The following is a 23,641-nucleotide window of genomic DNA, read 5'->3' on the forward strand; positions in this document are numbered from 1 at the left end:
GCCATCCTTAAAGCTGTCAAACCCAGTCGTGACCCACATTGGAGTTTTATTCAATGTCCCATTCTGTCAAAATCTACGATACCTGCATTGGCTGCACCCAGTGTGTGCGCGCCTGCCCCACCGACGTGCTCGAAATGGTGCCCTGGGATGGCTGTAAAGCCGGGCAAATTGCCTCCTCCCCTCGCACCGAAGACTGTGTTGGCTGCAAGCGTTGCGAAACGGCTTGCCCCACTGACTTTTTGAGCATTCGCGTCTACCTGGGCGCAGAAACCACCCGCAGCATGGGCCTGGCCTACTAGGGCAAGGTCTACCAACCTCCAAGCTATCGCTATTGATCTAAAAGCCCCCCAGTGACTCCTCTGGGGGGCTTTTGGCGGTTAGATGGCCTAGGAGAGGGGCGTCAGCGGCTGGCCCTGGTTGCTACCAGCCTACTCTTCAAAACGCTAAAAAGACTAGCATTGCGGGTAAAGTTGGCCAGGCCTCCCAGGACCGGCAGGTGGTCGTACCAGCTGGGGGTGACGTCGCTGCGAGAACTGCGCTGGATGCCCAGAGCCGGTATGGCCAGCAGGCGGTTCATCTCAGGGTACTGCCACTTGATCACATTCAAGGCTCCGTCCGGAGGCATTGGGCCGCCATCGGGGTGTCCTACGGGGCGACTGAGCAGGAGTTCAAAAAAATCGATCATGGGCTGGAGCATTTTGCCGTTGATGGCGTGAAAATGGGTACCAATGACTTCGCCGTTAAAGGGCTTGAGAATCGGAGAGCTGATCTTGACCTCGGGATCCGCCCAATCGGCAAAATAGCCGAACTGAACGGTATCCCAGTCCTGGCCGCTCAGTTCCTGGAGTACAGCCTCTTCGTACTCACAGAAATCTGGCCTGAACTGCAAATCATCTTCCATAATCAGTAGATTCTTGGCCCCCGCATCGCGGGCTTGCTTAAACATTTCTAGATGGCTGAGATAGCATCCTCGAAAGCCTATCCTCTCGAAAGGGCCAGGGTCGCTTGGCTTAATGGCGTCAAAAATCTCCACTTTGCCAGGGGTCAAAGGCAAACCAACCCGATTGAGCTCTTTGACCATAGCCTCACGGCGATCGCGGCGCTCCGGTAGGTTAAGGACATAGGCGCGATCAAAATAATCAATAAATTTCATAGTTAGTTTCTGCTCAAGCGATACCAAAAAGGATGAAAAGATACACTAAATCAATCGAGCGGTTGGGTTTTGCCTTAAGGCGATCGCACTCATCCAGAGTGAGCTGAGGTTAAGAGCTGCTCCTTCAATCCGGCTGTGACCCTTGGATGCCGATGCCTTTAGGGTCTTAACCATTTGACAGTTCCCGTATAGCAAAACTTTGCTATCAACATTGCGGAGCACCTGTGAAAATTTGCTCTGGAAGTTCGCCCTAGGGGCGTGATGGCGACTTAGCCCTACTTCAAACTGTGCAAATGCATCACCTAACCAGTCGAAAATAATTCTGTTATGGGCCAGTCGATTAACCAATTACTCCATCAATACATTCCTTAACTAAGCTTCAAACAAATCTTATTCTAGGCACTTCCCTAGTGCTACTGCCACCCAGACTGATCTTAGAAACAGAAATTTCACTGTAACTTCGTAAAAACTTTCCGGGCTTTACTTGGGTCTTAAGAAATGTTCGACCAGGAGCATGAGCCCGCTTTACCTGGATTTTGTCTTTGCTCTCCGTAGATGTAGCGGTGGGGATGCTTTTGCTCGAATAGCTGCTTCCCCGCGTCTGGCCTACATCCCCGCTCTTCGTTTCCCAGCATGGTGGTAGCTAACCTTTAGTTGCGGGAGTGCCACCCACGTTACACAACCCATTTCTCTAACTCCCTTGTCCTGCTGGGCTAAGGGTTCACTCTAGAGGATAGACCAGGAGACGATGGAGCCAATCCTACCTATGATGGGAACTTTGGGTAAGCAAAAACGTCCCGTGCCTTTGTCGCTTGGGTAATTATCGAACAGCAGAGTCCTACTTTGCGGTGTGACAGTTGAAATAGCGGAAAGTCGATCCGCAACGACAGTAAAAGGCGAGATTAGATTATTCAAAGCAGCGGAAATTTATCACAGTTTGCATTTAAGCAAGGGATGATCAAAGCCGCTCATTTGCCCTCATAGGTGAAACAAAGCGTCCTCTAGCTATTTTCTGCGGCCTTTGTAGAACCATTTGTAGAACCAATGGTACTGGCAGTTCCCCCAAGCTGATTCAACCGAATCTAGGCCAGAAAATGCATGTCAACCACTTTCTTAGGGAAGAGATTCGCGATCGCAATCGTGAACCAAATCTACTAATCATGCATCCCTTTCTTTTCTCGTCTTTGGAGTTTTACCATGTCTAATGCGTCTCGTTTTAAGTCTGGAACCGCCCTGCTGCTGGCCCTGGGACTGAGCGTTGGAGCCGTTGCTCCGGTGATTACGGCGGCACCAGTCGTGGCCCAGACCCAAACTCAAGCCCAGTTTAACGATGTGCCTTCCAACCACTGGGCACGGGAATTTATCGTCAACCTGGCGGCCAGAGACATCATTGCCGGGTTCCCGGATGGCTCATTTCGACCCAACGAGCCCGTAACCCGGGCTCAGTTTGCCGCCATGGTGCGCCGCGCCTTTAACCAGTCGTCGGTGCGCAGCGCCACCACCTTTGTGGATGTACCGGCCAACTACTGGGCCGCCGCCGCCATTCGCGAGGCCGACATGATGGGATTTTTGTCGGGCTATCCCGGCGGCGTGTTTCGTCCGGAAGAAAACATTCCTCGGGCGCAGGTGCTGGTGTCGCTGACCAACGGGCTGAACTACACCGCCAGCAACCAAAATAGCGTTCAGGTCTTCCGTGACACCGCCCAAATTCCCAGCTGGGCGGTGTCCAGCCTGGCCGCCGCCACGGAACGGCGCATGGTGGTCAACTACCCCGATGTGCAGGTGTTGAGGCCCAACCAGACGGCCACGCGGGCCGATGTGGCGGCCTTCATCTACCAGGCCCTGGCCAGCCAAAACCAGGTGGCCACCGTCAACTCCCCCTACATTGTGGGGCAGCAGGTGGTGGCTCAGCCCAATGTCCCCGCCGGTACCGTGCTCAGCGTGGCCTACCAGAGTGACAAAGTGGTTGTGCTCCCCGGCGAAACCGCCGCCCTCACCCTCAACGTCAGCCAGTCTGTCACCGACAGCACCGGGCGCGTGGTGATTCCGGCGGGCAGCCAGGTGGTCGGTGAACTGCGGCCCAGCGGCAATGGCACTCAGTTTGTGGCTCAGGAACTGGTGTTGACCGGGGGCCAGCGGATGGCGATCAGCGCCACCTCCCAAACCGTTACCACCACCGAGACGATTCGCCAGGGGGCGACCTTTGGCGAGACTCTGGCAGGCGCGGTGCTGGGTTCGGGCGCGGCGGCGGCGATCGCCCGTACCACTGGCGACCAGAACGTCGGTGCCCTGGAGGTGCTGGCCGGAGCTGCCACCGGAGCCACCCTGGGCCGAATTTTTGGGCGCAACCAGGTTGAGGTGATCACCATCAACCCCGCCCGCGATTTGAGCCTGACCGTCAACGCTCCCCTGATGCTGTCTGCCCGCTAGGGGGTGGCCTGCCCTGGGTTAATTTAGGCAGGACAATTGCAGTGGTTAGAAAGAGCCTGATCCTGAAGGGGGTCAGGCTCTTTGCCTTTAGAAAATAGGGGCGACAAAACCCAGCAGAGAAGGAATCATAAGTCTCAATTATCAAAAAAATCAACAAGTGTGAGCCATTTTTTGGGGCTCACAGGCTGCTTGTCAGCCAGGCATTGCATAAACTTAAGATTATGGCTGCCGCATTAAGCATAGGTATGGATCTATGGCTGATGAAAGCAGCTCAAAGATACAACCCCTGGTCTAAAACTGCTACGTCCATCACCCAGATGGACTTTCAGCAGGTGTTCCGTGCAGTACAGGCAATCAGCCTGTGGGCAGTACATACAACTGGTATGGAGCGAAAACCATGAATAAGTTTGAATCGAGGCAGTCGCAGCCAAGGTTGGAGACGGGTGAGGGATGGGTTGTGCAGGTGTACGGCAGTAATCGCCGTTTACTCTGCGTTTTAGAACCGTCCCACGGTTGGATCTTCTTGGTCGGTTGCGGTGTAGGTTTGCTGCTTGCCGTCCTTTGGATTAATGTGGCTCGCTACAGTCCCCCCTCAGAACCGTTCGCACCCACAGAGATACCCACCCTGCCGGTGGATTGATCGGTCCTAATACTCCTAATCCATGGAACGACCTGTGCCCGAGTGCAGGTTGTGGGTTCCGGGTGTCAGAGATGATCGGCTAACTTGTGCCATCAAGGACAAAGGGCTGCGATCAGAACCCCAGAGTTGGGTGGCCGAGGTGGTGGCAGATCAGCTGGCGCTTGGGTCAGGGCTGTTGCATTGGGGAAATCCTGCGATCGCTATTTACATAACTAAAGACGGGAACGCGAGCTAAAAGCAAAACTTATGGATTGAATTTGACATTGCGTTGGAAATCGATGGTTAGCGATCGAAAAAATCTGTGTTTTTCAGGATAGACTCAAACACATAGAGATTTGATCTTTGATAGATCATGATCTATGTGAAGAGCTGCGGGACAGCAACCCTTGCAGCCTTGTTCAGGGATCGGCCAATCTCTGAACCCCCTGTTAGCAGGGTCTCGTACAACGCATGTGCTGTGGGGGTGAAGCGCTTCACCCTTACTTTCTTCAACCTTTCTAAAGCTCACCCATCACGACAATCACTCCTCGCTAGAGGAGGTGGAAGGAGGTAATTGTGGATTTTTTGCTCGATTTCATGACGAGATTCGGGGCTCAGCTTCAGTCGCCGACGCTTGGCTTTCTGATTGGCGGTATCGTCATTGCTGCCCTCGGTAGCCAGCTGGCCATCCCCGATGCCATCTATAAGTTCATCGTTTTCATGCTGCTGATCAAAGTCGGTCTGACCGGCGGTATGGCCATTCGCAATGCCAGTCTGGCGGAGATGCTGCTGCCCGCGCTGTTCGCTGTGATCACAGGCATCGTGATCGTGTTCATTGGGCGCTATACCTTTGCCAAGCTGCCGGGCATCAGAGTCGTGGATGCCGTTGCCACAGCGGGATTGTTCGGTGCCGTGAGTGGTTCTACCATGGTCGCTGGCATCACCATGCTGGAAGGGCAGGGCATGGAATTTGAAGCCTGGGCCGGTGCGCTCTATCCTTTCATGGATATCGCAGCGCTGGTGACGGCGATCGTAGTGGCCAGCATTTACACCAGCAAACAGAAGCGCGATAAGTATCTCAAAAATGAGGCGTACCTCAAAAACAATGAAGCCTATGTCAGCAAGCAGGAGTATCTGACTAAGGAGGAGTATGGCGGCCTACAGCCGGTTGCCGCAGGCGGGGCTCCCATCATCGACCAGCGCAGCGGTACTGCGGGCGGGTATGGGGGCGAGTCGGGCGGTACCTCCGGCGGGTATGTCAGCGAGTCGGGCGGTGCCCCAAGCCCCAGGGTCAAAATTTGGCCCATCGTGAAGGAAAGCCTCCAGGGCTCTGCCCTATCCGCCCTGCTGCTGGGGCTAGCTCTGGGCATTGTAACCCGGCCTGAAAGTGTCTACGAAAGCTTCTACGATCCCCTCTTCCGCGGTCTGCTTTCGATTCTGATGCTGATTATGGGTATGGAGGCCTGGGCCAGACTTAACGAGTTGCGCAAGGTAGCCCAGTGGTACGCTCTATACGCCTTTGCGGCCCCCTTTCTGCATGGATTTATCGCCTTTGGTCTCGGCATGATTGCCCACTATGTGTCGGGGTTTAGCGCTGGCGGGGTTGCGCTCCTGGCCGTCATCGCCGCCTCCAGCTCAGACATCTCAGGGCCGCCCACTCTGCGGGCGGGTATCCCCTCGGCCAATCCCTCCGCCTACATCGGCGCATCCACAGCCATCGGCACCCCGGTTGCGATCGCCCTGTGTATCCCCCTCTTCGTTGGTCTCGCCCAGGCATTGATGGGTGGCTAATCCCAGCTGGCTCCGGTCTGCCGGTGCTCCCCTGGCCCGGCGACCCAATGGTTCAATGAATACATGTGAAAGGAGGTAATTGATATGTCCAAGCCAGCCAAAAAGCTCGTAATCATCACCGAGAAATTGCTGCTCAAAAAAATCGCCGATATCATCGACGCCTGCGGGGCGAGCGGTTATACGGTGTTGGAAACGGGCGGTAAAGGAAGTCGGAATATGCGCTCGTCGGGACAACCCAGCGTTTCTGACACCACTTCGAATATCAAGTTCGAGGTGCTCACCGACACTCGGGAGATGGCCCTAGAAATTTCGGATAAAGTTGCCGTGCAGTTTTTCAACGACTATGCGGGCATCATCTACATCTGCGATGCGGAGGTCCTGTACGCGCACAGTTTCTGCGGTCCAGAGGGCTGTTGAATCGAGATAGCGCAGACCGCAACAGCCGGGGCAAAACCCCGGCTTTTTATTGCCGTATTTCCAAACGGTGTTTGCCCAACCCAACTGCCCAACCCAACTGTAGGTGGCCAGGACGGATTTAGTATCAAATCTCAAATTTGCCACCGCAGGGTCTACAGGTTCCTACCTATTCCTTGAGCGCGTTACTCGATCGGGGCCTCAATCGTTTTGGCGGTTTTGGGCAGCAGAAACGACAGGCCCAGGCAGAGCAGACATAGCGCCAGGATCACCAGCAGCGTGTTCTGCATCGCCTGCACGGCGGCCTGCTGCAAAATACCGCCAAGGGCGGGCTGCACGGCGTCGGGCAGTTGGCTAAACAGATCGCGGCGATCGCTGCGCCGCAGGGTTTGAATGGCTACCTGGAGCGATCGCGCCGCCGTTCGCCGCACGTCTGGCGGCACCGACTGGCCCAGCTCAGCCAAAATACCGTCCACAATGTTGAGCGAGGCCAGACTGATCAGCATCGTGCCCAAAATGCCCCGCCCCAGCGAGGCACCCAGGTGTTGAAAGGGACGGTAGACCCCGCGTGCTTCGGCTTTTTGAGCGCTGTCAGTATGGGCAAAGGTGAGGGAGGTAATGTAGGTGGCAAACAGACCTGTACCAGCCCCCATCACCACCAGGGCGGGCAGCAGCTTGAGGGCGGTTACCGGCGGGCTAATGGCAGCCCACAGCATGGCAATCCCCACGCTTTTGACCATCAGCCCCGACTGCAGCAGAGAGCGGGGCGGAAACTGGGGCCGCCGCCTGACCAGCAGCAGCAGCACAACCAGCTGGGCCAGGGTGGAGGGAATGACCGCGATGGCAGTCTGAATGGGGTTGAGCCCCATCACCGCTGGAATGAACTGAAACAGGTTGAACTGCACCCCCGCTGTGGTCATGGTGTGCAGGGTGCCGATGGCCAACCCCAGGGTGAAAATACGGCGGTTGAAGACCCCCAGGCGCAGCAGCGACGGCTGCCCCAGGCGCGATCGCCCCCGCTCCCAAAAGATTAGCAGGCCCAGACAAATTAACCCGGCCGCCATCAGCACCGGAGCTACGGAAATGCCAAACGGGGCCAGAATGCCCAGCGACCCCTGGGGATTGCCCCTGGGCTGCCACCAGCCCAGCTCTGAGGCCAGGCTGAGCCCGACCAGGGTAAGCCCAAACCCCGCCACCGAGAGCAGTCCCCCCAGCCAGTCGGCGGGCAGTGTCTGGGCGGGGGTGGGCACCGCAATGGAGCGCACCAGCCACCAGATGAGTGGGATCAACCCCAGCTCGAAGCCAAAGGCCCAGCGCCAGCTAAAGTCAAAGGCCATCACGCCGCCGGTCAGCGAGCCGATTAGGGCCCCAAGCACCCCGGCGATCGCCAGTGCCACCAGGCCATACCGCTGAATGCCCGCACCGGGGAGGGCATCCATCAGGGCCACGGGGGTACTCATCAGCACAGCCCCCGCCACGCCAATGCACCCCGCCAGCCCCAGGGTAAACAGCCCAATGCCGGGACTGAGAATAATCACCACCAGGCCCAGGGCAAAGCACCCCAGGGCGATCGCCAGGACCGTCCGCCGCCCCAGCCGTTGGCTCAGGTTCTCGGCGGTGGGAGTAAACGAAGCCGTCACCAGCGACATCAGCACCAGGGCCGACTGCACATAGCCCACGCTGGAGTTAAACTCCTGCACCAGGGGCGGCATAATTGGCTGCACCACTCCGACCGTGTAGGACAACATAAACAAAATCAGGCATAGCCCCAGGGGCTGGCCCCAGGTCTCGTAGCGAGGTAGTCGAAGGGTCGGTTGATGGACCATCTGAGTCTGGCGATGGGGCTAAAGGGATTAGGAACCGTTAGTATCTGAGCGAGGGTCATGGAACCCGGCCTCTGCCAGCGGCACCTGACCGTTGGGCCCCTGCACTACAAAGGCGGGGGCGCTGTAATCGGCGGGCAGATAGTCGGCGGGGATGGTGGATTGGTTGCCGTCCCGCAGGGCCGAGAAGGTGGGCGATAGGATTTCAATGCCCGCGGCGTTGCAGTGGTCCTGAATGTTCTGGTGCAGCCTGCTGTAGATGTCGGGCATTTTTGAGGGCGAGGCCGTGTAGGCATTCAGCTCATAGCTGACGTTAAAGTCGTTAAGGGCCGTTTGCAGCACAAAGGGAGCCGGAGCGATCGCAATATCGGCGGTGGCCTTGGCCGCCTCAATCAGCACCTCGTGCACTTTGCGCCAGGGCAGATCGTAGCCCAGGGTAATGGTGGTGTGAAGCAGCAGGTGGCCCCTCGACTCGCGGCAGATGGCGCTGTAGTTAATCACGTTGCTGTTGAGCACTGACGCATTGGGAATGGTCACCGTCTCCTGTTTGGGGGTAAGCACCCGAGTCACAAACAGCGACTTGTCTTCGACCTCACCAATGACGTTGTCAATGCGAATAAAATCTTTGAGCTGAAAGGCGCGGGTGTAGATCAAAATAATCCCCGACAGGGCGTTGGCCACGGCCGACGACGACCCCAGGGTGAGTAGCGCTCCCAAAAAGATAGAGATTCCCTGAAAGGCTGGGGAGCCAAACCCCGGCAGGTACGGCCCGGCAATGACAAGGGCGATCGCCACAATCAGTAGCGTCGTCAGCCGAATAGTCGGCTGTATCCATTCCGGGTAAAACCAGGGGTATACATTGGGGCGGCCCAGCTCGAGAATCACCTGCCGAGCAAACTCAATTACGTAGTAGGTGAGAAGGGCAATCACGCCCAGCATGGCCAGCTCCGGCAGGTAGGTGACAAACCCCTGGGCCAGCAGACTGAGCCGAAAGGCCATGTCCTGCAGCAGGCTGTCACCAAACTTAGCCGTGGCCGGAAACTGACTCAGCACAAAGGGCACATACAGGTACAGCACCAGCAAAATCAGCACCGGGCGCAGTAGCCGTACCAGTCCGCCAAGTAAATAGCTGGTAGCTCCAGACCCCAAAACCTGCACCGACCGCATCTGAACGGTCAGGGTATCGGCGTTGCGCCTCTGTCTGATGTAGGTCAGCAGCCTGGAGCTACCAAACAAGATGCCTCGCAGCATCAGAAACACTGCCAGAGTGCTCAGAATTGTCAGCCCCAGGCTGGTGACAATGCGCCGCAGGCTGCGCTGGTCGCGGTAGTTGGTCACCCCCTGCTGAATGCGCGCTACAGCCTCAGCAGCCAGTTCAGGATGGGATTGGCCGTAGGCCTGAACATCGTCCTGGCGCACGGTGAACAGCACATTGTCGCCCGCCAGCACCACGCTCTGGTCGGCTTCGGTTTCGGCGCGAATGCTGTCTGGGGCCAGGGCTGGGTTGGCGGCGATCGCCCTCACCCGCTGGGTAATAATTGCGGCCCGCTCCTCAGCCGAGGTCACCCCCGCAATCCCCTGCCTGACGTAGAACAACGGCACCCCGTCCAGCACCACCGGAAAGCCATCCACCACATTACCGCCCCCCGCCACAGCGGGATCTGGAGTCGCGGTCTCAGCCCTGGTTTCTGCCTCAGCCCCTTGTAAAGCCGGAGCGGCCAGTTCTCCAGTGGCTAAGGTGGGTGCCGCGATCGCCAGCAGCAGCACCGCCAGGCTAAGCAGTAGCCAGCGCCTCAGCCCTCGCCCCACCCAAACTCGCCAAGCAACCCAAAAGGCCATAGTGTTGATCGTTAAATAGGATTGGGAGACTGAGTTCTGACGTCCCTATCTCCCACAGCAGATTTGGCATAGAGGAAGAATAGCAAATGAGCCAGCTAGCAGCACCGAAGGCTGACGAAGAGACCCAGCAGGCGATTGAAAATTGGCACTACTGGGTGAATCAAGGCTATGGGTTCGGGTAGACAGTGCATCGCTTTTTCCCATTAGTTAGGGGTTGAGGGCGATCGCCCCCAACCCCTAACTCACTCTGACCTAAGCTCAGAGATAGAGATTTCCAGTCCTAGGGCTCTACAGCTTGCGAACGCTGGCCTGGCCGTCTTTGACCTCGCCCACCAGCACCTCGGTGGCTACACCCACAAACAGGCCGTTGTCGAGTACGCCAGGAATATTGTTGATCGTCTTTTCTAGCCCGGCGGGGTCATCGATCGCATCAAACTTGACGTCCAGAATCATGTTGCCCTGGTCGGTGATCACCGGGCCGTCTTTTTTGATCCCCATGCGCAGGTCGGGTTTGCCGCCGAGGGATTCCAACGCTTTGGTGACGGGGGTTATGGCCAGGGGCATGACTTCCACGGGCAGGGCAAAGGTGGTACCGAGCTTATCGACCAGCTTGGAGCTATCGACCACCACGATAAATTCTTTGGCAAGGGAGTCTACAATCTTTTCGCGGGTGTGGGCTGCACCGCCCCCCTTGACCAGGTTCATCTGGGGGTCCACTTCGTCAGCCCCATCAATGGCCAGGGCAATTTCGCCACATTCGTCGAGGGTGGTGAGGGGAATGCCGTACTGCTTGGCCAGCACCGATGCCTGAAAAGAGGTGGGTACGCCCTTAATGTTGCTGATTTCGCCCTTGGCCAGCCGCTCGCCAATGAACTGAATGGCAAAGGCTGTGGTGGACCCGGTGCCCAGCCCCACCACCGTGTTCGACTGCACCCGCGCCGCCGCCTGACGACCCACTTCCTGCTTCATCAGCTTAACGGGATCCACTTCAGCCATAGTTCTCTTTTCTCCATACACTGCATTTTCGGTCTCTAGCATGACCCAAAGCGGTACGGCTGCATAGGGCAACCCCGTGGTTGGCCCAAGGCTGAAAAGCGACATTGAGAACCCATCCGAAAACGCCCTGTAACCCTTGAACTACAGCTCTAGGAACGTGGTTTTCGGATAAGGTCTAATTCTGATGGGCCTATACCTGTCAACCGAGGTGAGCAATGGGAAATCAGTATTTGTGCGTAAGCCCTTAGCATAGATTAATACCGCTATGCTCTACTGGGCATCATCTACCTAAAGCAATGGCCATTGCGCTGAGGTCAGCAGTCCCTGGCTCGGGCGATGACGGGGATAGCCCATGGGCGTTTGGCTATCGCTTCAGGAAGATACGTTCTGTCCTGACGGGGTGGTCAATGGCTATAGAACTATAAAGTTTGGTTTTTTGGGCAACCGATTCCGGAAAACCGCTCGCCCTTCGTGTAATTAATATTACATCTATTCCTGATTGTCACTGATACGAGACACTACCTGTATGGACCCTGTAGAGTTTGAAGCACGCTACCGAGAGCAAATTAAAGATATTCTCAATCGGCTCCAGTCAGCCATGGTTTTGTCATCTCAGCTTGAGCACACCATTGCTGACATCGGCGAGTCGGTGCAGGTTCTGAGCCGAGATGTCGAGCAATTTTTGGCTGAGCAGCGACCCGGTGCGGGCGGGGGTGGTACGTAGTCCTTCCTACCGTTGTCCCTACCGCTGCGCCTACGCTCCAGGCGGCAATACCTGGTGAACTGCCTGAATAAGTTGGTGCAGGCGTACAGGTTTGATCAGGTATTGCTGCGCCCCCAGTTCCAGGGCCCGGTGCTGGTCTTCGGCAAAGGCATAGCCAGACACCACAATTACGGGCAGCTGCCGCCACATGGCAGAGGAACGCACCTGTTGTAGCAGCGCGTAGCCGTCTACTTCGGGCAGCCCCAGATCGAGCAGCAGCAGATCGGGCTGAAACTCCTTGAGCTGCTGCTCAAGGTCTAGCCCGTGGGGCAGGGCCAGCACCGTAAATCCGGAGAAGATCAGGTAGTCGGCAAAAAATAATCGGTTGGCAGTATCGTCTTCTACGACAACAATGCGACGCCGACCTTCAGCGGTGCTGAATGGAGATGTCACCATTACCCCTTAGATCCTGATTTTGAAGGCTGGAGGGATCAGAACAGGGGGTGTTCTGATGTTCCAAAGAGTTGCACCCTGGATACTAAATAATGGTGGAACCCGGCATTAACGGGCCATTGGGCAAGTTAACCGAATGCTTACACAACTGCACCCTGCTTAATTTGTTCTTTATCGGCCATGGATCAAGTCTATTGATTTTTAGCCATTTGAACCAGGTGGCCAGGGTATGCCCTCACCTCTGGACCAGTGCCCTACGCCCAACCCGACTTAATCAGGTGGATGTGTGATTGGGGTGGCAGGCTGAGTTCCGCCTGGCGGTACTGGGTCTCGGCAGCGGCCTGGGGCGGCCAGGGTTTGGTGTCGCTTCGGGGACATCAGGCTGAGAGAAACTGAGCCATCTTATCGATCGCGGCTTCCAGAACCGTCGGTGGATGCACCAGGGCAATGCGCACGTAGCCCTCCCCCGCTTTGCCAAAGCCAATGCCGGGGGCCAGCGCTACGCCGGTTTGCTCGACCAGGCCCAGGCAGAACCCCTGGGAATCGTGGGCAAAGCGATCGGGCAGTTTGGCCCATATGTACATGGTAGCCTCGGGCACCGGCACCGCCCACCCCACCCGACTCAGGGCCGCGATCGCCGCATCGCGCCGCTGGCGAAAGGTGTCGATTATGTGCTGGACGGTGTCCTGGGGACCGCAGAGAGCGGCGATCGCTCCCCGCTGAATGCCTGGATACTGATTAAAATCAACGCTGGCTTTGACCTGGCGCAGGGCGGTGATCAGCTCCCTATTGCCGATCGCGTAGCCCACTCGAAAGCCGCCCATGCTGTACGACTTCGACATGGTAAAGAACTCGATGGTGCAGGTTTTGTCGGGGTCGGCCTGGATTGCCGAAAGGGCTGGTTTACCGGTGAATGTCAGGTCAACGTAGGGAAAGTCGTGGGCCAGCACCAGGTTGTGACGCTGACAAAAGGCCACCGCTTCACGCCAAAAGTCGAGGGACGCCGTAGCCGTGGTGGGGTTGTGGGGGTAGCTCAGGACCATCAACCGCGACTGCTCCAGCACCGCCGCCGGGATCTGATCAAACTGGGGCAAAAAGCCGTTTTCTGCCAGTAAGGGCATGGGGTAAATCTGCCCGTTGGCCAGGTACACGCCCCCAGCGTGGGAGGGGTAGCCGGGGTCCATCAGCAGGGCAAAGTCGCCGGGGTTGAGGATGGCCAGGGGCAAGTGGGCGGTGCCCTCCTGGGAGCCGATCAGCAGCAGCACTTCGGTTTCGGGATCGACCGCCACCCCAAACTTGTCGGTGTACCAGCGCGCCGCCGCCTGGCGAAACGCTTCAGTGCCCGAAAACAGGCAGTAGCCGTGGGTGCTGGGGTCGGGCAGCGCCGCCGCGATCGCCTCCAGCACGTGGGGTGGGGTGGGCAGATCGGAGGACCCCAGCGACAGATCCACAATCGCCTTGCCAGCGGCCCGTGCGGCGGCCTTGGCCCGATCCATATCGGCAAACACATTGGCCCGCAGGGGCCTGATTCGTTGGGCAATTTGCATAGGCTGGGGTGGAGGGCGGCCTGCCCCTAGACAGAAGAAAACAACTCAGACGCAATCTGTAGGAGAACACTAATTATAAAAATAAAACCCAGGTCTGGTTCGCCCGGCTGCTCTCTCAACCAGTCCTGACCAGAATATTACAGATTATCTCGCTTCAGCCCGCCTCGGGTGATTGGCCCGCCTCCTGTGACCACTCTATAAGTGTGCCTTTACTGTGGGGCATTCCCTACTATGAACCCAGTGCAGCCCAAGTCCTTAGGAGATGCCTACCCGGCCCTGGGTAATTTTCTGCGGCTCACCTCGCTCACCCTGGCGGCTCCGCAGCTGGCGCTGACGGTGCAGGTGGGCCAGGACTGGCGCCACGGCGGCGTGATGAACTACGGCCATCTGGCTGCCGCTGTTCTGCGCGAGGTGTTGTCTAGCCAGCCCATTCAAGGCACTACGGTAGAGGTCCAGCCGCTCTCGCTGAGCACCTACAGCCGCTCGGAAACCGGTGGCGATGCCGTGCTGGTGGGGCACCTGCGAAGCACCAACGCCCGCTACCAGCTCACGGTTTATGTGCCCGGCTTGGCAGTAGCGGACCTCAGCGAGGTCCAGATCAAAACCCTCCAGTACCTCGCAGAACAGGTGCTGCTATGCCTGACCCTGGCTCAACCCGTCCATCCCAGCCCTGGACCGGAGCCTGAGCCAACATCCGGGGCGATCGCCGCCGCCAGCATCAATTTTTTGTCGCGGGTGGTGCCCCTCACCTCCCCCAGCCCGATGGCTCACCAGATACACCAGGGGCATCCGCGGCTGGTCGATCTGGTGGCTCAGCTCCAGGCCTGTTTGTCTTACCAGCAGCTGGGCCAGCTGTTGGCCACCTACTTACCCTACTTTTTCCCCCATCAGTCGGGTCGCCTGGTGCTGTTTTCCGGTTCTCCTGAGCCCTGCGCGGTGCTGACCCAGTGGGGCGATGCGAACCCCCTGACCGTGGTTGAGCAGCAGTGCTGCTACTCTCACGCTCAGCAGCTGGATGCGCCGTTGGGCATGGGTCAGGAATGTCACCAGTGCCAGGTCACCCACCGGCCCGCTTTGCTGACCAAGTGTATTGTGCTGGGCCTGGTCAACGACACGACCTGTGTGGTGCAGCTGGTACAGCTGGAGTCGGAACCCTTTAGCCCGGTTCAGACGGCGCTGCTGAAAAAGCTGTCGGAGCAAATTTTGTTCGTCATGCAGCGGCTGTTCCTGCTCGAAGACCTTCAGGATCAGGCGCTCAAAGATCCGCTGACTGGGCTGCTCAATCGTCGCCATGCCGAAACAGTGCTTAACAACCTGTGTCAGACCGCGAACCGGCGGCAAAACTTCAGCGTCATTTTGATCGACATTGACCACTTCAAGGCTATTAACGATACCTATGGTCACCAGTCAGGTGACATCGTGCTGCAGAATATTGCCATGATGTTGCGGGGCCACGTGCGCAGCCAGGACATCGTCTACCGCTACGGCGGCGAAGAGTTTTGCATGGTCTTGCTCGATACTAACCCCGAGGTAGCGCTCAAGCGAGCCGAAAAGATTCGGCGAGCCGTCAAGTACGTCAACCACTCCTGCCATGGTCATGTGTTGCCGTCCCTGACCATTTCGCTGGGGGTGTCCAGCTTTCCCCACCACGGTGAAACAGCGCAGACGCTGATAGAGCTGGCCGACAGAGCACTGTACTGGGCCAAAAGACATGGCCGCGATCGCGCCATCAGCGTAGACCAGATGCGGTCTACCGTTGAAGTAGGCTAACCCGATTTAGCCCCATGTCCGGATCAAAACGGGGACCCAGTCAAAACGGGCCGCCCATCCCGAAGGCATGCGCCAGCCCGCCATTTCTGACACCTGGAACCTGGAACCGGGAACCTGACACCCCAGCCAAGCTAGTCCACCTCTACCAGGCAAACCTAGTCAAACTTGTCAATCTGCGATCGCAGTTCTTCCAGCTCGGCATCCACCGCCGTCGCCTCGCTGGCCGGAATCGTCGACTCGCCGGGGGGCAACGCACTTTGATCTACCGTGCCGCCCGCCAGCTGGGCCTTCATCGACGCCAGTTCCGCATCGACATCACTGCCGGCATCCAACATGGCAAACTGGCTCTCCAGGTCGGCCCCGGCCAGCTCTGCCGCCGCCTGAGATTTGGCCTCCATTTGCAGCACCTTATCTTCCATGCGCTCGAAAGCGGCCATGGCGCTGCTGGTATTGAGGCTGCTGGTGGTGCTTTGCAGCTGCTCGTTGGCCCTGGCGGCACTGGCCCGCGCCTTGAGCATGTCTCGTTTAGTCTTGGCCTCGGATAGCTTGCTCTCCAACCCAATCAGGTCGCGCTTGAGCTTGTCAACGATTGCACTCTGAGAGTCGAGCTGAGTTTTCAGCGCCACCGCAGTTTCAGCCTGGCTTTTTTTACGCAGCAGCGCCTGCTTGGCCAGGTCTTCCTCGCCCTTTTGCAGGGCGAGCTGAGCCCGCTGCTGCCAGCTGCTGGCCTCGCTCTGGGCCTTGTCGTACTGCTGCTGCACTCGCTTCTGACTGGCGATCGCGCCCGCCACCGCCTGACGCATCTGAACCAGGTCTTCCTGCATGTCGATAATGGCCTGATCCAGGATTTTCTCCGGATTCTCGGCCGAACTCACCGCCGCATTCAGGTTAGAGCGAACCACTCGGCTAACGCGATCAAATAACCCCATGACGTGCTGCTTCCTCAGTTACGGTGTGCGATGGTCTTTCTTAGTTTACAGAAAGCCAGCGGCGATCGGGCAGGGTGGGGAGTGTGAGTAGATGAGTGGGTGAGTGGATGAGTGGGTGGGTGGGTGAGTGCTTATTTTTATCTACCCTCCTACCCTCCTACCCTCCTACCCTCCTACCCATCCACCCCTCTACCCCTCTACCCCAAATCCTCCGCCTGCCACTTTAGCACCGACGCATTCACCCCCTGCTCGCGCTTGAGCTTGGCGTCTTTCTCAAACCACTGGATCATCTGCACGGCTGTCAGGGCTTCGATGGGGGTGTCGGTATCGGCGGCGATCACCTTCAGCAGCTTGGCGGTGGAGATGGTCAGCCGGGCCAGAAACTTCTCGGGGGAGGTCAGCAGGGCTTTGTCAACTTCTGCCGACTCGTCGGGGGTAAGAAACTGAAGCGATTGGTCAAGCATGGTGGGGCACGATTCTCAAAGGGCAACTGTATCTATACTGATCCATACTGCACTCTCCTACCGAATCCGACCTTAACCTCGCCTCTCAACCGGGGCTGCGCCGGGGCAAGCGGTGGTTGACCAGCCCAATCCCGGGTATTCAGACGGATCTGGGATTTAGATCCAGCTGAGGTTGGCAACATCTCGCCCAACCAACTCGCCCAACCAACTCGCCCAACCAACTCGCCCAACAAAAAGGCGGCGGCCAGGGGTACCCGGTCGCCGCTGTTCACTGGAGAGAGTTGTTATAGATCTACGCTTCAGGCAGCGCTTTGGATGTTTTGGCTCGGAAGCTGCCCAGCCAGGCCCCCAGCAGGTAGCCTGCCGTACACAGCAGCAGCCCGTAGATATTCACTCCCAAATCCACCGCGTAACGGCCGGTGCCCAGGCTCATCCAGGCCGGGAAGATCGGAGCCCCGATGACGTTTTCGGCCACCCGCAGCACGCCAAACCCCAGCCCTGGCCAGAAGGCGAGGTGAAAGCTGAGCGCCCCGGCCCGACGCAAAAACGCCAGCAAAAAGATCGGGGCCAGCCCCATCACCATGGTGCCGCTGATCGTGGTGGCGAGGATGATGGCGGGGCCGACGCGATCGCCCATGTAAATGCTCAGCAGGGGGACATTGCCCAGTAGCGCGATCGCGATAATCCACCAGCGGCCAATGCGGGCCTGGCCCTCAGTCGGGGCACCCTTGCGGTGAAACCAGTCCCGCGCCCCCACCTTGGCGGTGCTGGAAAAGGTGGAATCCAGAGTTGAACCGGCGCTGGTCAGCATGATGGCGTTGAACACCAGCAGCATGGGCAGGCCAAACAGGGCAGGTACCGTCAGGCTGGGCGACCCCTCAGCCCCTACGGTGCGGGCATACAGGCCCACGCTGCTAAACAAAAAGATAAAGCCGCCGCTGATCAGCCCGGCCCAGAGAAAGGCCTTGACCATGGTGCGGGGCCCGGTGATAAAGGCGCGATCGGTCAACACCGGGTCGTGGAAGGGGTAGCTGAGCACCTGTACCAGGGCCAGGGCACAGAAGGTCAGCCCGGCCGCCTGGGTGTCGGGGTCTACCATCGGCAGGCCTGCCCGCGCCAGGCCAGGGCCAACGGTAGCCAGGATGGCCACCAGCAGTACCGCCGCCAGTACCATCTGGGCACCATCGGTAAGCAGGCTGCTGCGCAGGCCGCCCAGCAGGGTGTAGTACACGGTAAACAGGGTGACGACCAGGGCTGCGACCCAGTACCCGGCGCTGCCCTCAGGGCCAAAGTAGAGCGAAAAAACCTTGGTGTTGGACCACACTTCGTTTAGCAGGCGAATGGCGATCGCCAGCAAAAACAGCCGCGAGCAGACCTTGCCGTACTTGCTGACCAAAAACTCTGGAATCGAGCGAAAGCCGCCCCGCGTGCGGAGAAAGTAGAGCGCGATCGCGGCGGTGACAAAGCTCAGGTAGTAGATGGCGTAGCCAAGGCCCCCCAGTACCCCAAAGGACTGTCCCAGACTGGCGGCATTGTCGATAGATTTGGCAAAAATCCAGGAAATGGCCGCACTGGCCACCAGCAGCCACAGCCCCGGTGCCGCCCCGGTGCTCGACTGCCCCTCAAAAAACTCCGGCGGACTGACGCGATCGGGGGTGGTCTGCCGCACCAGGTAAAGCAAAAAGCCGCAGTACCCGGCCAGCAGTGTCCAAGTGATTGTAGTTTCAACCATAGATAGCTGTCCCTTTTTGGCCCTCAACCGGCCTTGATTAACGTGAATAAACTGACAAAACTCTGCCGTCAGGCGGCTCCAGCCGGGGGGATTCGGCGTTGCTGAATGCGGGTATGGTATGCTTCCCCAGCCCCCAATTCTGGAGGGAATCGCAATCCCAAAGTCCCCCAGAATTGGGGGACTTTGGAGGCGATGAAAGGATGGGAAGTTTACAGATTCATTACTCAATTCAGCAATGCCGGGGATTCAACCGCTGGTTTCCCCCCTTACCTGGCGAGGCCTCACCGCTCGCTCCGCCTCTGGCAGCACCTCAGCGCAGGTCGTCCACACCCCGCTCAGCAGCGAGTCCTGAAACTCCTGGGGCAACCCCGCCTCCGCCATAGCGGCCACCACAGGTTCCGGATTGTAAACCAGCGGCACAATCCGAGGCACGGGCGCAGCGCACCCGGCAGGAAACTCTAGCTCAGCGAAGTAGACGTGGGGCTGGCCCTCGTGGGCAGGGCGTCCCAGCACGCCCACATTGCACCAGAACCCGCCGGGCACCGCTCGTACCCAGGGAATGCCCGTGTGGGTGGCGCAGATGCCGTCTACCCCATAGCGCTCCAGACAGGCTGTAATCCAGGGGTCGGCGGTGGTCGATTCCCAGACAAACTCGTTGACCTGGTCGGGGCTGCCGTGGCACAGCAAAATGCTGCCGTCGCGCCAGTGCAGTCGAATCAGCGGCGGCAGGGTGTGCAGCCAGGCCCGGTGCCCAGGCGCGGTGTGGGCATAGGTGTAGTCGTAGCTAATTTGGGCGAACTGGCGATCGCGCGGGTCGCTGTAGCCGCAGCCGCAGTCGCGTTCCCCGGCCCCAACCGCGTAGTCGTAGTTGCCCTGCAGGCAAACCACGCCCGCCTGGCGCAGCAGGTCCAGGGTGCGGTTGGGCTGTGGGCCAAAGCCGCCGATGTCGCCCAAACAAAAGCGGTGCGGCAGGGAGGCCGTTTGGGCCAAAAAGGCCTCTACGGCCCCAAAGTTGCTGTAGGGGCCACCGCACAGGGCGATGCGATCGCACCCCGGCGAAATTTCAAAGTCAATGGGCTCTGCGGGCATAGCTCAATCCACGCTCAACAGGTAGTCAGTTGAGCGCTACCTTAGCAGGGCTGACTGAATTTTGCCTGAGCAAACAAAATTGTGGTCTGCGGCGATCGCCCTCCCTTCGCCTTACACCGTGCCCCAGTCCTTGACGACATCAGTCAGCCCATCATCCGGCCACCGGCCACCGGCCACCCCAGCCAGAGTAGTTCAACATCTACCAGGCAGCCCTAGCCCCGCCCCTGCACCAGATAGCCGCAGCGGTGTTCGCCCTTGACCAGCCAGTGGGTGCGCTGCACGGTGCAGTCAGCCAGGGCCACCTGAAACATCTCCAGCTCGTGGCCACAGACGCTCGGAAACGACTCAGCGATGTGGGAGATAGCGCAGTTGTACTCCGTGATGATGTAGCAGGGACCAGTCTTACAGATCTCCCCGTTGGGCTCGACCTCGTGCCACTCGGCCATATAGCCCTCGTCTTTGCGCAGCTGCACCAGCCGCGCCACCCGCTCCGCAATGGTGCCAGTGCCCACCCGGTTGCGATACTCCAGCGCCTTGCGCTCCCACTGCTTGCGCAGCACGGTGCCTACCTCCTCCTGGCCCAGGGTGTCGGCCAGGGTGTCGAGCAGGGAAATGGCAAACTCGTCGTACTTGGCGGGGAAGCGATCGCGCCCCTTGGGGCTGAGCTGGTACAGATGGTTGGGTCGCCCCATGCCCTCCTGCACGGCCCGGTGCTCAATCAGCGCCTCCGCCTCCAGGTCCTTGAGGTGGCGGCGAATCGCCTGGGTACTGACCTCCAGATGGTCGGCAATGGCGTGGGCCGTGGCCTCACCCTGCCTGAGCAGGTACGTCAAAATATCGTCTTTAGTGGAGGTAGAGGGTTGCTGCACGGAGGTCATGGCGTTGGCCCATCTGGACAATAGAGAACATGGCTGTCGGCTGCCTCACGGACAACCCCCCTGCGGGTTTAGCGTCAAACCATTCCAGCGGGAGATTATCCACTTTGACAACCTTTATGTTGTTAAACTAGTCTAAGATTTAGTTAGACAACTTAAATGTTGCTTTAATTGTATAAAATTATTGGGCTGTGTAGCGTACCGATCCTCTAATGACTGACACCAAAACCACCCAGGCCACCGATAAGAACCTAGAGCTGATGCGCAACTTTGCCCAGAGCTACGCCAAGCGCACGGGCACCTACTTCTGCGCCGACCCCGGTGTTACCGCCGTGGTGCTGGAGGGTTTGGCCAAGCACAAGGACGATCTTGGTTCGCCCCTGTGCCCCTGCCGCCACTACGAAGACAAAGAGGCCGAGGTCAAAACCATTTACTGGAACTGCCCCTGCGTGCCCATGCAGGAGCGCAAAGAGTGCCACTGTATGCTCTTCCTCACCCCCGACAACCCCTTCGCCGGCCAGGAACAAGACATTTCCTTCGAAACCATTCGGACTGAAACCAGTAAATACTAGGGCTTCAGCTCCTCCCGGTGGACACGCCGTCCCTCCCCCGCCTTCCGAACCCTTTGCCGCCCGTTAAGAGAGTCGCATCATGAGTGCTTCCGTCCAGTCCCTCGTCAGCCAGCCGTACAAGTACGGTTTCACCACCGACATTGAGGCCGACATTATTCCTCGCGGCCTCAGCGAAGACGTGGTGCGCATGATCTCGGCCAAAAAGAATGAGCCCGCGTTCATGCTGGAGTTTCGCCTGCGGGCCTACCGCAAGTGGTTGACCATGCCAGAACCGGCCTGGCCGAATGTCACCTACCCGCCCATCGACTACCAGAACATCGTCTACTACTCGGCCCCCAAGACCCAGGTCAAAAAGTTGGGCAGCCTGGACGAGGTCGATCCCACCCTGCTGGAGACCTTCGAGAAGCTGGGCATTCCCCTCTCGGAGCAAAAGCGGCTGGCCAACGTGGCGGTAGACGCCATTTTCGACAGCGTATCGGTGGCCACCACCTTCAAAGAGAAGCTGGCGGAGTCGGGGGTGATCTTTTGCTCCATCTCCGAGGCGCTGCAGGAGCACCCCGAGCTGGTGGAGAAGTACCTGGGCACGGTAGTGCCCATTGGCGACAACTACTTTGCGGCGCTGAACTCGGCGGTGTTTAGCGATGGGTCGTTTGTCTACATTCCCAAGGACACCCAGTGTCCGATGGATCTGTCCACCTACTTCCGCATCAACAACGGCGATTCCGGCCAGTTTGAGCGGACGCTGATTGTGGCGGAGGCGGGCAGCTCGGTGACGTACCTGGAGGGCTGCACCGCCCCCATGTACGACAGCAATCAGCTCCACGCGGCGATCGTTGAACTAGTCGCTATGGACAACGCCACCATCAATTACTCCACCGTGCAGAACTGGTTTGCGGGGGACGAAAACGGCCGTGGCGGCATCTACAACTTCGTCACCAAGCGCGGCCTCTGCGCCGGGAAGAATTCCAAAATTTCCTGGACTCAGGTGGAAACTGGCTCGGCTATTACCTGGAAGTACCCCAGCTGTGTGCTGGTGGGCGACAACTCCGTGGGCGAGTTTTACTCCGTGGCGCTGACGAACAACCACCAGCAGGCCGACACCGGCACCAAAATGGTGCACGTGGGCAAAAACACCAAGAGCACCATTGTCTCCAAGGGCATTTCGGCAGCCAAGTCCAAGAACAGCTACCGGGGCCTGGTCAAAATTGGTCCCAAGGCTGAGGGGGCGCGCAACTACTCCCAGTGTGACTCCATGCTGATCGGCGACACCTCCAGCGCCAACACCTTCCCCTACATTCAGGTGCAGAACAGCACCGCCCAGGTGGAGCACGAGGCCTCCACCTCCAAAATTGGTGAGGACCAGCTGTTCTACTTTGCCCAGCGGGGGATTTCCCAGGAGGATGCGGTGTCGATGATCATCAGCGGCTTCTGTCGCGATGTGTTCAACAAGCTGCCGATGGAGTTTGCCGCCGAGGCGGACAAGCTGCTGGCCCTGAAGCTGGAGAATAGCGTTGGGTAGATGGGTAGATGGGTGAACCAACCCGTAGGGTGGTGCATCGCTTCGCGGATGCACCACCCTACGAAGACCGCAAATTCAAAATTTCAACGCGCAGTTAGGAGCATGGTGGGCGGTGCCCACTCCACAGGAAACCCATGATTAACGAAAACAGCGACATTATTCTTTCGGTACGCGACCTGCGCGCCAATGTGGACGGCACCGAAATTCTCAAGGGTCTGAACCTGGAGGTGCGGGCGGGGGAAATCCACGCCATTATGGGCCTCAATGGCTCGGGCAAGAGCACCTTCTCAAAGGTACTGGCGGGCCACCCCGACTACGAGGTGACCGGCGGCGAGATCACCTTCAAAGGCCAGGAGCTGCTGGATCTGGAGCCCCACGATCGCGCCACCGCCGGTATTTTCCTTGCCTTCCAGTACCCGCTGGAAATTCCTGGGGTGAGCAACCGCGACTTTCTGCGGGTGGCCTTTAACGCTCATCGCAAGGCCAGGGGCGAGGACGAAATCGACGTGTTCGACTTCGATGACCTGATCGAAGAAAAGCTGGACGTGGTGAAAATGGACGCTTCTTTCCTCGATCGCAGCGTCAACGAGGGTTTTTCGGGCGGAGAGAAAAAACGCAACGAGATTCTGCAAATGGCCCTGCTGGAGCCGGTTCTGGCGATCCTCGACGAAACCGACTCAGGCCTGGACATTGACGCCCTCAAGACCGTGGCTGGCGGCGTCAATCAGCTCAGCACCCCCGACAATGCAGTGGTGCTGATTACCCACTACCAGCGGCTGCTCGACTACATCGTGCCCGACTTTGTCCATGTGATGGCCGATGGCCGAATTATCACCACAGGCGGCAAAGACCTGGCCCAGCAGCTGGAGTCGCGCGGCTATGAGTGGGTGCTGAAGGAATTCCAGGCGGGGGTGACGGCCTAA

The 23,641-nt window shown here is 58.5% G+C and carries 21 protein-coding genes; 10 read left to right on the top strand and 11 right to left on the bottom strand.

Going from position 1 to position 23,641, the window contains the following annotated elements; translation table 11 throughout:
* The first annotated feature begins 53 nt into the window (after positions 1 to 53).
* Positions 54 to 299 carry a photosystem I iron-sulfur center protein PsaC gene (gene psaC / locus NF78_RS18965; protein WP_006515950.1) on the top strand — a complete coding sequence of 82 codons (246 nt, stop codon included), beginning with the start codon at positions 54 to 56 and terminating at the stop codon, positions 297 to 299.
* 101 nt (positions 300 to 400) lie between these two features.
* On the opposite strand, the gene NF78_RS18970 is transcribed toward psaC, so the two are convergent.
* The gene (locus tag NF78_RS18970; RefSeq protein ID WP_035990830.1) at positions 401 to 1,153 is read right to left on the bottom strand and encodes a glycosyltransferase family 25 protein; all 753 of its coding nucleotides are present in this window, start codon (positions 1,151 to 1,153) and stop codon (positions 401 to 403) included.
* 1,197 nt (positions 1,154 to 2,350) lie between these two features.
* Between NF78_RS18970 and NF78_RS18975 the strand changes: the two genes are divergently transcribed.
* From NF78_RS18975 to NF78_RS18985, 3 genes are all read left to right on the top strand, one after another.
* On the top strand, positions 2,351 to 3,583 hold the full coding sequence (locus NF78_RS18975; RefSeq protein ID WP_035990833.1) for an S-layer homology domain-containing protein: 1,233 nt from the start codon (positions 2,351 to 2,353) through the stop codon (positions 3,581 to 3,583).
* Positions 3,584 to 4,799: 1,216 nt separating this feature from the next.
* Positions 4,800 to 5,993, top strand: coding sequence for a sodium-dependent bicarbonate transport family permease (locus NF78_RS18980; protein ID WP_035993314.1), 1,194 nt, complete (start codon positions 4,800 to 4,802; stop codon positions 5,991 to 5,993).
* 84 nt (positions 5,994 to 6,077) lie between these two features.
* A complete protein-coding gene (locus tag NF78_RS18985) occupies positions 6,078 to 6,410 on the top strand; it encodes a P-II family nitrogen regulator (RefSeq protein ID WP_035990835.1) in 333 nt (110 codons plus the stop codon).
* 182 nt (positions 6,411 to 6,592) lie between these two features.
* Here the strand turns inward: NF78_RS18985 and NF78_RS18990 are convergent, their stop codons facing one another.
* Both NF78_RS18990 and NF78_RS18995 read right to left on the bottom strand, forming a co-directional pair.
* Positions 6,593 to 8,233 (bottom strand): MFS transporter, encoded by a 1,641-nt coding sequence (locus NF78_RS18990; protein WP_035990837.1) that lies wholly within the window; start codon positions 8,231 to 8,233, stop codon positions 6,593 to 6,595.
* Between the two features lie 27 nt (positions 8,234 to 8,260).
* Positions 8,261 to 10,069 carry a mechanosensitive ion channel family protein gene (locus NF78_RS18995; protein WP_156119880.1) on the bottom strand — a complete coding sequence of 603 codons (1,809 nt, stop codon included), beginning with the start codon at positions 10,067 to 10,069 and terminating at the stop codon, positions 8,261 to 8,263.
* 86 nt (positions 10,070 to 10,155) lie between these two features.
* Here NF78_RS18995 and NF78_RS29800 point away from each other — a divergent pair, with 86 nt between their 5' ends.
* Positions 10,156 to 10,251, top strand: a complete 96-nt coding sequence (locus NF78_RS29800) for a calcium-binding protein (RefSeq protein ID WP_081972763.1) — start codon at positions 10,156 to 10,158, stop codon at positions 10,249 to 10,251.
* A gap of 106 nt (positions 10,252 to 10,357) precedes the next feature.
* Here the strand turns inward: NF78_RS29800 and rpiA are convergent, their stop codons facing one another.
* Positions 10,358 to 11,065, bottom strand: coding sequence for a ribose-5-phosphate isomerase RpiA (gene rpiA / locus NF78_RS19000; RefSeq protein ID WP_035990839.1), 708 nt, complete (start codon positions 11,063 to 11,065; stop codon positions 10,358 to 10,360).
* A gap of 526 nt (positions 11,066 to 11,591) precedes the next feature.
* On the opposite strand from rpiA, the gene NF78_RS19005 reads away from it, so the two are divergent.
* Positions 11,592 to 11,789, top strand: a complete 198-nt coding sequence (locus NF78_RS19005; protein WP_035990841.1) for a hypothetical protein — start codon at positions 11,592 to 11,594, stop codon at positions 11,787 to 11,789.
* A 30-nt stretch (positions 11,790 to 11,819) separates the two neighbouring features.
* Here NF78_RS19005 and NF78_RS19010 read toward each other — a convergent pair whose 3' ends face one another.
* Entirely contained in the window at positions 11,820 to 12,224 is a 405-nt protein-coding gene (locus NF78_RS19010; RefSeq protein WP_035990842.1) for a response regulator, read from the bottom strand.
* 374 nt (positions 12,225 to 12,598) lie between these two features.
* Positions 12,599 to 13,768 (bottom strand): LL-diaminopimelate aminotransferase, encoded by a 1,170-nt coding sequence (locus NF78_RS19015; protein WP_035990845.1) that lies wholly within the window; start codon positions 13,766 to 13,768, stop codon positions 12,599 to 12,601.
* 231 nt (positions 13,769 to 13,999) lie between these two features.
* Here NF78_RS19015 and NF78_RS28445 point away from each other — a divergent pair, with 231 nt between their 5' ends.
* Positions 14,000 to 15,538, top strand: a complete 1,539-nt coding sequence (locus NF78_RS28445; RefSeq protein WP_052050743.1) for a GGDEF domain-containing protein — start codon at positions 14,000 to 14,002, stop codon at positions 15,536 to 15,538.
* 155 nt (positions 15,539 to 15,693) lie between these two features.
* Here NF78_RS28445 and NF78_RS19025 read toward each other — a convergent pair whose 3' ends face one another.
* From NF78_RS19025 to sufR, 5 genes are all read right to left on the bottom strand, one after another.
* On the bottom strand, positions 15,694 to 16,467 hold the full coding sequence (locus NF78_RS19025) for a PspA/IM30 family protein (RefSeq protein ID WP_035990847.1): 774 nt from the start codon (positions 16,465 to 16,467) through the stop codon (positions 15,694 to 15,696).
* 197 nt (positions 16,468 to 16,664) lie between these two features.
* Positions 16,665 to 16,931: a hypothetical protein gene (locus NF78_RS19030; protein ID WP_035990849.1), complete on the bottom strand. Its 267-nt coding sequence runs from the start codon at positions 16,929 to 16,931 to the stop codon at positions 16,665 to 16,667.
* A 292-nt stretch (positions 16,932 to 17,223) separates the two neighbouring features.
* Positions 17,224 to 18,663 carry a Na+/proline symporter gene (locus NF78_RS19035; protein ID WP_035990851.1) on the bottom strand — a complete coding sequence of 480 codons (1,440 nt, stop codon included), beginning with the start codon at positions 18,661 to 18,663 and terminating at the stop codon, positions 17,224 to 17,226.
* Positions 18,664 to 18,909: 246 nt separating this feature from the next.
* Complete coding sequence (locus tag NF78_RS19040; RefSeq protein WP_052050744.1) at positions 18,910 to 19,752, bottom strand: metallophosphoesterase family protein; 843 nt, start codon at positions 19,750 to 19,752, stop codon at positions 18,910 to 18,912.
* Between the two features lie 212 nt (positions 19,753 to 19,964).
* Positions 19,965 to 20,630 (bottom strand): iron-sulfur cluster biosynthesis transcriptional regulator SufR, encoded by a 666-nt coding sequence (gene sufR, locus NF78_RS19045; protein ID WP_035990852.1) that lies wholly within the window; start codon positions 20,628 to 20,630, stop codon positions 19,965 to 19,967.
* 209 nt (positions 20,631 to 20,839) lie between these two features.
* Between sufR and NF78_RS19050 the strand changes: the two genes are divergently transcribed.
* The 3 genes from NF78_RS19050 (at position 20,840) to sufC (ending at position 23,641) form a co-directional block, all read left to right on the top strand.
* Positions 20,840 to 21,199 carry a ferredoxin-thioredoxin reductase catalytic domain-containing protein gene (locus tag NF78_RS19050; protein WP_035990854.1) on the top strand — a complete coding sequence of 120 codons (360 nt, stop codon included), beginning with the start codon at positions 20,840 to 20,842 and terminating at the stop codon, positions 21,197 to 21,199.
* Positions 21,200 to 21,278: 79 nt separating this feature from the next.
* Positions 21,279 to 22,718: a Fe-S cluster assembly protein SufB gene (sufB, locus tag NF78_RS19055; RefSeq protein WP_035990856.1), complete on the top strand. Its 1,440-nt coding sequence runs from the start codon at positions 21,279 to 21,281 to the stop codon at positions 22,716 to 22,718.
* Positions 22,719 to 22,852: 134 nt separating this feature from the next.
* Entirely contained in the window at positions 22,853 to 23,641 is a 789-nt protein-coding gene (gene sufC, locus NF78_RS19060) for a Fe-S cluster assembly ATPase SufC (protein ID WP_035990858.1), read from the top strand.

The sequence above is a fragment of the Leptolyngbya sp. KIOST-1 genome, assembly GCF_000763385.1.
In the GTDB taxonomy this organism is placed as follows: Bacteria; Cyanobacteriota; Cyanobacteriia; order Phormidesmidales; family Phormidesmidaceae; genus Nodosilinea.